At 42.8% G+C, this 12,825-nt stretch carries 2 protein-coding genes and 3 pseudogenes; 1 reads left to right on the top strand and 4 read right to left on the bottom strand.

Features of this window, described 5'->3' with window-relative positions:
• Positions 1-277: 277 nt before the first annotated feature.
• The gene (locus ACHBGV_RS09425; RefSeq protein ID WP_394736203.1) at positions 278-9,844 is read right to left on the bottom strand and encodes a GEVED domain-containing protein; all 9,567 of its coding nucleotides are present in this window, start codon (positions 9,842-9,844) and stop codon (positions 278-280) included.
• A 245-nt stretch (positions 9,845-10,089) separates the two neighbouring features.
• Between ACHBGV_RS09425 and ACHBGV_RS09420 the strand changes: the two are divergent.
• Positions 10,090-11,166, top strand: a pseudogene (locus ACHBGV_RS09420) (IS30 family transposase).
• 83 nt (positions 11,167-11,249) lie between these two features.
• Here the strand turns inward: ACHBGV_RS09420 and ACHBGV_RS09415 are convergent.
• The 3 genes and pseudogenes from ACHBGV_RS09415 to tnpB form a co-directional block, all read right to left on the bottom strand.
• Positions 11,250-11,549: a hypothetical protein gene (locus ACHBGV_RS09415; protein WP_394736202.1), complete on the bottom strand. Its 300-nt coding sequence runs from the start codon at positions 11,547-11,549 to the stop codon at positions 11,250-11,252.
• A gap of 347 nt (positions 11,550-11,896) precedes the next feature.
• A pseudogene (locus tag ACHBGV_RS09410) lies at positions 11,897-12,142 on the bottom strand (transposase); the annotation flags it as partial.
• A gap of 159 nt (positions 12,143-12,301) precedes the next feature.
• A pseudogene (tnpB, locus tag ACHBGV_RS09405) lies at positions 12,302-12,475 on the bottom strand (IS66 family insertion sequence element accessory protein TnpB); the annotation flags it as partial.
• Positions 12,476-12,825 lie beyond the last annotated feature (350 nt).

Here is a 12,825-nt window from a genome sequence, read left to right as displayed (position 1 = left end):
CTCGGAATAAAAGACTAAAATATTATTATCACTACCTTATTATTGGGCGGTTGCCTTATATTATACTCCTAAATACGAAGAAAAGCCCTTAGAAAATCAATTCTAAGGACTTTGTCTTCAGTCTGACCACCCGCAGTTTTGCGGGTGGTCTTAAGCTTTCTTGCTAGAGCTAGGTCTATTTATTTGTTCTTGAAATTGTTTGGGAGGACTTTCATGAAACGTGTTTCTCCAGATGGAGAAGGTTCTTCTAGACCTAATCTTCTAAGAGAAGATGCTCTTACTCTTCCTCTTGGCGACGGCGTTTGCCTGCAAGTGCGAGTGCTGCAAGAAGCATGCTTGCTCCGATTGCTGTTACAGCTACAGAGCTAGATTCACCAGTGTTTGGCAACTGGTCAACAACTGGACCTGCAGGTGCTGCTGGGCTAGCTGGTTGAACAGGTTGAGCTGGAACTTCCGGAGTCTCTGGTGAAACAGGACGCTCTGGTTTCGTTGGAGGTGCAACAGGTGGTACTACTGGTGTACCAGGATTAACCGGGATGTATGTAATTGGAGTATCCACACCTGGGTTTTCTGGTGTTGGCGGGATATAGCCTTTTGTTGGATCTTCTGGATCCACTGGAGTGAGTGGGTTGCCATTTGGATCTACTGGGACATATCCTGGAACATATGGAATCACAACCTCTGGAACACCTGGTTTAGATGGATCAGTTGGATGATTTGGATATGGAAGTGGGTTCACTGGTTGACCAGGAATATTTGGAATCCAATTTCCAAGTTTCTTATAGACAACCGTCACAGTCACATCTGCATCTTCTGCATTTACAGTAGCTGGGTCTACCAATGGCGTTTCAGTATAGTAACCTGCAACTACTGGAGAGGATACTGCTGGTAATTCTTGTGCAGCTGTCCATTCACCGTAAGTGATTTCACCGGTTACAAGATTTACTTCCGCTGTACGAGTAAAGCTAACTTTCTGTACAACTTCAGCTGAAACTGTTTCACCAGCCTCATTCACATAGGTGATGGTGCGAACAACTTCTTGAGTTGTCACAAGATCCTTAACAGAGTCAGGCCATACCGGTGAGTTAGGATCAGTTGGATCTACTGGCTCACCTGGTTTTGGTGGGTTCGTAGGATCTACTGGTTCAACGCGTTCTTTCAAGGTAACTGTAAAGATTTGATCAACATTGCCGTCCTTATCGTAGGTTGCTCCTTCTGGGAACTCATTATTAACTAATTCGTAGCCCTTCTTGAGTAAGTCTTCGATTGTTGGTGTAGTTGAGTAAGCAATCGGTTCACCTGATTTACCTGTTAAGTCACCAGAAGTTGCTAGTGGGTTGCCATTTTCATCTACATAGTTGACGATTGCTTTTTGATCATCTGCTACATAGGTGATTGGGGTATCCACACCTGGATTTTCCGGAGTTGGAGGGATGTAGCCCTTAGATGGATCTTCTGGATCCACTGGAGTGAGTGGGTTGCCATTTGGATCTACTGGGACATATCCTGGAACATATGGAATCACAACCTCTGGAACACCTGGTTTAGATGGATCAGTTGGATGATTTGGATATGGAAGTGGGTTCACTGGTTGACCAGGAATATTTGGAATCCAATTTCCAAGTTTCTTATAGACAACCGTCACAGTCACATCTGCATCTTCTGCATTTACAGTAGCTGGGTCTACCAATGGCGTTTCAGTATAGTAACCTGCAACTACTGGAGAGGATACTGCTGGTAATTCTTGTGCAGCTGTCCATTCACCGTAAGTGATTTCACCGGTTACAAGATTTACTTCCGCTGTACGAGTAAAGCTAACTTTCTGTACAACTTCAGCTGAAACTGTTTCACCAGCCTCATTCACATAGGTGATGGTGCGAACAACTTCTTGAGTTGTCACAAGATCCTTAACAGAGTCAGGCCATACCGGTGAGTTAGGATCAGTTGGATCTACTGGCTCACCTGGTTTTGGTGGGTTCGTAGGATCTACTGGTTCAACGCGTTCTTTCAAGGTAACTGTAAAGATTTGATCAACATTGCCGTCCTTATCGTAGGTTGCTCCTTCTGGGAACTCATTATTAACTAATTCGTAGCCCTTCTTGAGTAAGTCTTCGATTGTTGGTGTAGTTGAGTAATCAATCGGTTCACCAGATTTACCTGTTAGCTCACCTGAAGTTGCGAGTGGGTTGCCATTTTCATCTACATAGTTGACGATTGCTTTTTGATTATCTGCCACATAGGTGATTGGGGTATCTTTACCTGGGTTTTCAGGAGTTGGTGGGGTATAACCCTTGGTTGGATCTTCTGGGTCCACTGGAGTGAGTGGGTTACCATTTGGATCTTCTGGAGTATAACCAGGAACATAAGGGATCACCACATCAGGTTCTCCAGGAACACCAGGGTTCTCAGGATCGTTTGGATAAGGAAGTGGATTTACTGGTTCACCTGGGATGTTAGGGATCCAGTTACCAAGTTTCTTATAAACGACTGGTACAGTGATGTCCGCATCTTCTGCATTTACAGTAGCTGGGTCTACCAATGGAGTTTCAGTGTAGTAACCTGCAACCACTGGAGAAGATACTGCTGGTAATTCTTGAGCAGGAGTCCATTCACCATAAGTGACTTCGCCTGTTACAAGGTTTACTTGTGCAGTACGTGTGAAGTTCACCTTTTGAACTACTTGAGTAGCTACCGTTTCACCTGCTTCGTTCACATAAGTGATAGTACGAACTACTTCTTGAGTTGTAACAAGATCTTTCACAGAGTCAGGCCATACTGGAGAGTTTGGATCTGTTGGATCAACTGGCTCACCTGGTTTTGGTGTTGGAGTGTTTGGATCTGTTGGATCAACTGGTTCGATACGAGGAGTTACTGTGATGGTCCAAGATTGGTCCACATTGTCGTCCTTATCGTAAACTTTCTCAGAATCATTGTAGTTATCGCTTGTTACGGTGTAACCAGCTTTGGTCAATTCCGCAAGTTTTTCATCCGTATTGATACCTACTGTGAAGCCTGGCTTACCTTGTTCAAAGAAGGTAGAGATAGTATTTCTTGTAGATTCATCCACGATTGTAACAGAAGCCAATTGCTTGTTGTCTTCCACGTAAACGATTGGAGTATCCTTAGTTGGATCCGTTGGTACTGGAGGTACTTCATAGCCCTTACTTGGATCTTCTGGGTCTACTGGAGTCAATGGAATGAAGGTTCCTGGATTTTCTGGATCAGGAGTTACCGGTGTTGTTCCAGGAATATGCGGAACAGATGGCACTTCAGTACCAGGTTTTGTAGGATCTTCTGGATCTACTGGGTAAGCCGTTTCTGGAACTTCTGGGAATCCTGGAGGAACAACTGGCACCCATGAACCAAGTGGAGTGTAGACAACTGTCACATTGATATCAGCATCAGTTGGATTTACATCTTGCCCAGCAACTAGTGGAGTATCTACTAAGTGATTAGCAAGTGTTGGTGAAGTTACAGGTGCAAAAGTTTGAGCCGCAGTCCATTCACCATATGTAATCACGCCTGTTAGTAAGTTGATTTCAGCAGTACGTGTGAATGTCTTGGTTTCAGTTACCGTTGCGAATACAGTCTTACCAGTGTTATCTACATAAGAGATAGTACGGGTTACAGTCTCAGTTGTTACAAGATCCTTAACTGAATCTGGCCATACCGGTGAGTTTGGATCAGTAGGATCTACTGGCTCACCTGGTTTTGGAGTTGGAGTGTTAGGATTTGTTGGATCAACTGGAACCACTTTTTCCTTCAATACAACCGTGTAGACTTGGTCTACTGCTGCATCCTTATCGTAGGTTGCTCCTGCTGGGTAATCGTTAGAAACTAATTCGTAACCCTTCTTGAGTAAGTCATTGATTGTAGGAGTAGTGCTGTAGTCGATAACCTCACCAGACTTACCTGTCAATTGGGCAGGATCTACTAGAGGATTTCCAGCTTCATCCACATAGTTAACAGTAACCTTTTGGTCTGCTAATACGTAGGTGATAGGAGTATCTTGAGTTGGATCCTCAGGTACTGGTGGAACTTCATAGCCTTTGGTTGGATCAGTTGGATCAATTGGTTTCAATGGTGTTTCACCATCTGGTCCTACTGGTACTAAACCTGGAATATAAGGAATCGTTGGAACCTCTGTACCTGGTTTGCTTGGGTCAGTTGGGTCAACTGGGTAAACTGTCTCAGGAACTTCAGGGAATCCTGGAGGAACCACTGGTACCCATGAACCTAATGGAGTGTAAACTACTTGGATGTTGATGTCTGGATCATCAAAGGCAACATCTTGAGCACCAACTACTGGGATGCTTACAAGGTGGTCTGCCAATTCTGGAGAAGTCACTTTTGCCAAGCTTTGAGCTGGAGTCCATTCGCCATAAGTGATGTCACCTGTTACAAGGTTGATATCCGCAGTACGGGTGAACTTCTTGGTTTCAGTAACAGATTCGAAGACAGTGTTTCCTTGGTTATCCACATAGGAGATGATCCGTGTTACTTCTTCAGTTGTTACTAAGTCCTTAACAGTATCTGGCCATACTGGTGAGTTAGGGTCTTTTGGATCAACTGGCTCACCTGGTTTTGGTGTTGGCGTGTTTGGATCGTTAGGGTCAACTGTCTTCACGATTTGAACCACTTCATACACAAAGCTTTCCACATCAGAAGGATCCGCCGAGAAGGTAGCAGTTGGATCGTAAGCTGGACGGGTCACTACTTGATAACCTGCTTTTTCTAATTCAGCAAGCTTAGTAGCTGGGTCATAGCCAAAGGCTTGGTCTGTCTTGCCAACTAATTCTTGATTCTCCAAAGTCGTTGGAATATCTGGGTTAGTAATATCCACAATTTTCACAACTGCTTTTTGAGCTACTGGTGCGAATACTACTACTTCAGCAATATCATCTGAATTGTACTTAGTGGTAATGTTGGCTTCAACAGCTGAAGTTAGGATACCTTGGCCGTTTGAAGTTGCAGAAACTGCCATATAGCCTTCTTTGGTTGGTAATGGAGTTCCCTCAAGAACTGCATCTGCATCTTTAGCCACCCATTCAGAGTAAGAGATTGTCTTAGTTACATGATTGTAAGTCGCAGTACGTGTCCAAGTTACTGTATTTGTTGCAGATGGAGCAAACTCTCTACCATCTTCATATTGGAAGGCAACAGTACGAGTAACTGTTTCTACCAATTCACCTAAAACTGGAGAGTTTGGATCTGTTGGATCTACAGGTTCGCCTGGTTTTGGTGTGTTTGGATCCGTTGGGTTATTAGGGTCAATCACTGTTACTTTGGCTCTTAAAACAACGTCAAAGTTTTGAACTGTTGCTGTATCAGCGTCGTAGTTCTTATCAGTCGCAGTTGCAAATCCATCAGAAACGAGTTCGTATCCAAGAGATTCGTAGGCTGCAATCCGGTCAGCAGTTGAGTAAGTGATTGCTTCTCCACTGTGGCCTTCAACTCCATCTTTAGCTAACTCGACTAAGCTTGTACCATTTTCTAACTTGTAGGTAATGGTTGCTAATTGTTTCACGTTTTCACGGTAAACAACTGTGATGGTTTCATCCACAGCATCGCCTGGAACATCTGTCTTAGCATCTACTTTGGATAAGTCTGGAGTAAAGTTTGTAATATCTGGTGAAGCTACTTCTGGGAAGTCATCATCTGTTGAAGTCCATGCGCCATAAGTGATTACACCAGTATTAGGATCAACGTTTACGGTACGAGTATATTCTAGCGTCTTGGTCACAGATGGAGCAGCTGTTGTTCCGTCTGCATAGACATAGTTGATCGTTCTAGTTACAGATTCTTTCAATTCTGATTCAGGAACTTCTACTACTGTAGGGGTGTAAGTTGTTGTTACAGGCGTACCATTTTTATCCTTGATTTGTAAGCTTACAGGAGTTGCTTTCCCTACGAAATCTGGAAGAGGGGTAAAGGTTACAGACCCATCTGCATTCAAGGCGTAAGTCCCTTGACCAGGTACTTCAACGCTTGTTGCTGGGTTGCCAGAAGCATCCAAGAGGGTCAAGGTAGCTGGGTCTAGATCCACTACTTCGGTTTTTGGATCATAAGCCTTATTGCCGTCAAGGTCTACCTGACCTGCAACAAAGAAGTCTGGAGTTGAAGTTTGAGGTTCGCCCTTCAATCCAAAGCTTTCATCTGGATCGGCAACTGGTTTTACTTCCACGACTACAGGTGCGTATGTGGTAGTAACAGGTGTGCCATTCTTATCAGACATTTGTACATGAACTGGAGTTGGAGTACCTACAAATTCAGGTAATGGAGTAAAGGTGATAGAACCATCTTCATTCAAGGTGTAAGTTCCTTGACCATCCACTACAACGCTTTTTGCTGGATTGCCAGAAGCATCCAATAGGGTCAAGGTAGTTGGATCTAGGTCCGCAACCCCCTCTGGAGCGGTTGGGGCTTTTTCAAAGGTCGGTGTTCCAGTTTGTTCCTTACCTTGGACACCAACAGAAGTTGCTGCTTCAGCGATTGGAGCAATCGGAGTGATAGTCGGTGTATAAGTTGCGGTTGCAGAAGCTCCGTTGATATCGCGGGCGATAACCGTAGCTGAATCCACTACCCCAATATACTTTTTACCTTCTTCATTCGGAGTATAGGTTACTAAACCTGTTACATTGTCGATAGTATAGGTACCAACTACCGTGGATACGCCATTTACCATAGCTGTCGCATCGGTGGAATCCACTTCAGCACCTAATGCATCCACAAGTTTTAATGGGTATTTAGGATCTACACCTGGAGCGATTGGGTTGCCAGAAGCATCTACTTCGTTACCCATAGGAATCGGATCAGCACCTGAAGTTACACCTGATTGGAAGGTTGGTGTACCTGTTTGAGTAGCTCCTTGTACTGCGGTAGATGTAGCATCAGTACCGATTGGGTTTACCGCAATGACATGAGGAATATAACGTCCATCCATGGTTCCCACTAGACCATCAACAGGAGTAGCTTCTGAAACGTTAGCAAGGCCGTTTTCTTCAGTCTTTGCATGCCATCCAGTTGTAAGAGCCACACCATTTCCATCCGTAACTGTAGATGCCCGACGGATAGAAATACCTTTTGCTTGGGCAACAATCGTGCCGTCTGTATATTCAGTGATGAAGTCTGCCTCAGGAACGAATTCTACATTTACATTGCCATTGTTTTCAGTAATCTTATACTTACCTTCACCAGCAATCACATAGTAACCATCCGCATCTAAATCAGCAGCAGTCACTAAGGTGCCATCAGCTTTTACGATTTGTGCAGGAATAGTTGTATCAATCTTAGCGACGGTTGTTGAGTAGCGGTTTTCGCCATATGCGTGGAATTCAACCGTCCCTGTTTGCGTCACACCTTGGTTGTTGGTTGTTTCTAACTTTTCACCACGTGGTGGATGCGTCATTTGGATTTGGAAGTCTTCTACTTCTCCTGAGTAAGCAGTTAAATCTGGAGTTTTGATATCTGCACTATCGAGGGCTATACGCATACGAACACCGAGTTTGGTAACATCCACATCGACATTCTGATAAATATTTGAGAAATTCAATTCATACTCAAGTTGTCCATCAATTATTTCACGAATCCCTGAGTTTTCATTTTCATCAAACCGTCCATCATTGTTGAAATCAATCCAACCTTGAACATATGCAGTTCCATTTCCATTGGCGTTAGCCAAAAACTTCAATGTATACGTACCATCATTAGAATGGTGTAGCGTATAGTTGAAACCTGGTTCTACAGAGTCACCCATTAATTGACTAGGACCTTCATCAAATTGGTTGATCAATTCATCACGATACCAACTTGATGCACCTACAGGAATCCCCTCAGGAATAAAGTCAATATCAGCTGGTTTTGTACCTAAATAAGGTTGACTATCAGCTTCATTAAAGTTAATTGAGTGCGCACCCGTACCATATGAATCAGGAGCGTCACCATAATCAAGTAGAACAACCCCAATCATGGATGATTGACGTCCCGAAGCCATGATATACATACCCACTTCAGACGCATTCTTGGTCATGATAATAGGTGTGGAGTAATTATAGGTAGCATCTAAATGGTTTGACACTGGACCAAACAACTTAGTTCCGATCCCATCAACTACTTTCAACCCATTATCTCGTGAAGACACTGCAGTTTGGATAGCGGTAGCTTCTGATTCAGGTGTTGCAATATTAGCCCAGTATTTAGCATCGAAAAATTCTTTCCACTGGTCACTACCTTGCAAATCATTATAGCCAAGGAAACCGTAATCGGTGGCAGAGGAGGTAATCCCTAATGCTTTATATGAGCTAGTTGTTTGGGCATTGGACAATTCACCAAAAAGTTCAAAATCATCACCATTGGTCGTATAGATTTCAACCTCTGAGTTACCTGCTTCTTCACCAGACATGAAGACTACGTTCAATGGTACTTCATTTCCTAGGTAAGTAGCCTTGGTAGTGAATTTAACACCGACGTTACCACCGTCTTTAATGGATCGTAACGTTACTAAACCTGGAATATCTAACCCTTGATTCCTAGCATTAGACCATTGATTTTGAGGTGCTGCAATAATTCTTGCTTCATTTCCATAATCGGATTTTCCGTGCTCATAAATGGATTTATTTGAATTGACAGCATCTGGATTGTAAGTCCACTCATGGTCTGTCCCTTTTACGCGTTCATAATAATATTCAGTTGATTCAAAAGGTTTTAACTCAGAAACAGTGACTTCCACCACATATCCAGGCGCTATTTCTTTTTTATAAGTAGCACCTACTGCTAGAGCAGGATTACCATTAACATTGTCCAAACCAGACCAATTACCTGCACTAAAATCTAACCAGGTAATTTGCTTTTTGATTTTTGTCATATCAGCAGCATCATAATTTTTAAAATGCTCTGATCCAGTATACACAATGGCATCCTCACCACCAGTTTCAGTACCAGGTGCTGCAGCTGCTGTCAAATTAAGACTCGCAGTAATTTCACCATCCGTCGTGTATTTACGCAATTCCAAGGCCAAGGCTTCCACTTTGGTACGGACTGCATCAATCTGAGCATTGATTTGATCAAGGGTTGCCAATTGGTCTGCCAACAGGGCTTCTGATTGAGTTGCGACTGCGCTTGCCTCAAATGTCGCTGTTTGAAGGGCAGAGTCTACAGCTGTCAATGACGCTTGTTGTTTCTCACCTTCACCAGCAAGCACTGCTGCTTCTGATGCCACCTGCTCAAGGATTTCTTTGGCTGCTTCAACTTCTGCAGATGGTACAGCTTCAGTTGTTGCTTCAGTAGCAGGTGCTACCTCCTCAGTACTTGCAACAGGTGTTGCTTCTACTGCTTTCTTGACAACTTTGAAGACGATTTTTGTATTGCCGCCTTCAACTACACCTGCGCTTGTTGTAGATGCTTCGCCTGCTGCCAATGCATAACCTGCTGGTACTTCAGCAGTTTCTGAAACAATGGCAATTGCAGTTGCATCTGTTGTTGTAGTAGACGTTGACTTAGCTACACTTGCTACTACCGCACCAGTCTCGTCCTGATACTCTACAGTATACTCAACTGTAGCAGTACGTTCACTTACAACTGGTGTAGAAGTAGCTTCTGCAGTTGTAGTTTCTGTACTAGCAGGTGCCACAGATGTTTCTGCTGTAGGTTCGGTAATTTCCACACTCGATGGCGTCGTACTACCTGATTCTACAGTATTGGCTGCTGCAGTTGCACCCGAAGAAAGGGCAAGTGCCACACCTAGTAAGACACTAGCTGCTCCAAAATGGTACTTCCGAATCGAAAAACGCTGTTGAGGCGCATACCATTTTTGCAGGTTCGTCTTGGAAAGGTAATTATTTTCCATAGTATTTCTCCTTTAAAAGAATGTAAATAGTTACAAGTTATAAACGCAAACTATACCATCCGCACAATAACCTTCCTTAATTATAACTTAAAATTTCATATATGTCCAATAATATGATTGTGAATTGCTAAAAAAAAAAAGCATTAATTCTCGAAGTAAGTTCTAGATCGCTTCCAAAACTAGAAACTAGTCTGAGACGAGAAAATAAGGCAGAACTTAATCTGGGACAAGTATAGGACTTTATCATGAAACACAAACACCTTACACTCTCAGATCGAACCGATATCCAAATGGGCCTTGAACAAGGCAGGCCATTCTGCCACATTACCACAAAGATTGGGAAAGATCCGTCAGCCATTTCTAAAGAAGTGAGACAAAACCTCATTGTTAAGAAAACAACTGTTACATCCAACTGTGAGGCCTTCCCACTCCTCAAAAGGGCACCTTATGTCTGTAATAACTACCCTAAAAAGAGGATAAATTGTGGCTTTGCCAAGCAATTCTACTACGCTAAAAAAGCCCAATAAACCTACGAAACTACCCTATCAGAATCATGTGAAGGGGTTGCTCTCAATAAGCAAATCTTCTTCGACATGGATGATATTGTGTCAAAGACTATCAAGGAGGGACAACGTCTCCACCATATCATTGCCTCCAATGACTTATCTGTCTCTCGGGCCAGTATTTATCGCTATGTTCAGAAGGGCTATATGTCGACCAAACCCACTTATTTTCCTCGTATCGTCAAGTTTAGAAAGCGTCGGACAAGGGAACTGCCACCTATTCCTAAAGCCGATAAAATGGGACGAACATACGAAGATTTCCAAGCTTATCTTGACTAGAATAACCTCAGCTATTGGCTAGAAATGGACACATTCGTCGGTCGTGTGGGTGGGAAATTACTCCTCACCTTCTGCCATACCTCCTGTAACTTCATCTTTGCTCGACTGCTGGATAATAAGACTGCTCTCGAAGTCGCCAAGCACATCCAAGCCATAAAGAGTGACTTCTATGAGGCCGAGATAGACTTCTTTGAGAGTTTCCCTGTCATTCTCACCGATAACGGTGGGGAATTCGCTAGGGTATACGATATTGAAATCGATGTTCGTGGTCAATCCAAGCTCTTTTTCTGCGACCCTAATCGCTCTGACCAGAAGGCGCGTATTGAGAAGAATCATACCCTCATTCGCGATATTTTGCCTAAGGGAGCCTCTTTTAATACCTTGACTCAAGAAGATGTCAACCTAATCTGCTCGCACGTCAATAACGTCAAACGTGCCGCTTTGAACGGTAAATCCGCCTACGAACTTTTTACATCCTAAATTTTCAAATTAAGCTAGACTGTTTCAATAAACTCAGAAAAACTTGGTAGGGTATTTGATAATTCAGAGACTTTCTAGGAATCTTATAGCCGATAGAGAGTTCTCATAGAACAAGAAATCCTATCTGGATAAGTTCCTTTAATGACATCAAGGCTCCAGCTTCGATCTAAACGAGTTTGAATAAAGTCTTTTTCTACTTGCGAAAGATTTGTTTTCCTCCGACCGCAGCGCTTCTTATTGGCTTTATAGTGTTCATAATAGTCATAGGCAGAATGTCCGTCTTTGAGAAAGTTGATAACATGATAGACGGTCTGCTTTGATCTTCCAAGAGCCTTCATGATATCTGTAACTTTTGTACCTTCTTGGTAATAAGCTTCTATCATTATGAGTTCATTTATGGTTCATGGGTATAGGTCATTTATGTTAGTTCCTTTCAGACAAATGTGGTAGTCTATCTGAGCCTAACATAGATGGCTTTTTCTGTCTAGCTTAATTTTACAAATTGGTCATTCACCTACGGAGAAGAGCTTGCCAAACTCCTCGGCATCTCTGAAATCCCAGCAGAGGAGGTCTGCCAGTCTCCAAACCTTTTAACTCACAACTAATTATCATAACTAAACCAAACTAAGCACACAAATTTTGAAAGGAGCTTGTCCCATCCCAAATTCCAGCTACCTAGAACTTACTTTGAGAATTTAGCAAAAAAAAAGCATTTTCAAAATGACCACATTATCTTCTTAATCCTACCAAATACAGGTTCGACATCCACCTTGCGTTTGGCATAGATGCGGGCTCCATCTGGGCTGGCTAGTTCTTCCTTGACTAGCTCCTTAAAATAATTCCAAGTTGGATTGTAATGAATCTGCTTAGAATTTCCCTTCTCCGTCTGTGCTAATTGGTCCAACACCTCAGAAGCTTGAACCGGAAGAGCTTCGTAAATCTTGAAATCTCGCTCAAATCCATACTTGTCAGTTCTTCTAAAGTCAATCATCGACTTTGAAACGTTTTTCAATATATTTCGTTATTAGGCGGTTGCCGTTTTTCTTTATTATACCGAAAGAAAAGCCCTGATTTAATAGAAATCACGACTCTCTGAAAGGTTTATTTTGGGAGTGATGGAGAATCCCTTTAACAGCTAGTCTACTTGTTCAGAAGTAAGAGCTTTGACCTCATTTTCCGAGCTTGGCCAGGTCAATTTCCCATTTTCAAAGCGTTTGTACAGTAGCCAAAATCCTTGTCCATCCCAGTACAGAGCCTTGAATCGGTCTTTTCGATCTCCGCAGAAAAGAAAGACTTGACCGGAGAAGGGATCTAGGTTAAATTAACTTTTTACCAGATAAGCTAGGGAATCAATGACGAATTTCCATTAGAATATCGTCTCTGCCTTTCTTCTCAAAGCGACAAGATTTGGGAACAGTCAATGGGACGATGGGGCGTGACATAAAAAATCCTCCAGTTCCGTTTTCTCTAACAGTATACTGGAGAATAGGGAAGCTGAAAAGATACTCCGTTATTGGGCGGTTACAATTAAGGGCTCTATAATTTCTGTAGTGGGTAAATCCACTGTAGAGATTATGTAGCCTTTTTGAGTGTAGAAAAAAAGTCCCATATGACCTATAATGAAAAGCGTTCAAACAACTCATTAGAAAGACTCATATG

It is taken from the genome of Streptococcus sp. A34, from assembly GCF_043674115.1.
Classification (GTDB): domain Bacteria; phylum Bacillota; class Bacilli; order Lactobacillales; family Streptococcaceae; genus Streptococcus; species Streptococcus suis_V.
The sequence above is the reverse complement of the archived record's forward strand: the minus strand, read 5'-3'. Positions and strand labels throughout refer to the sequence as shown.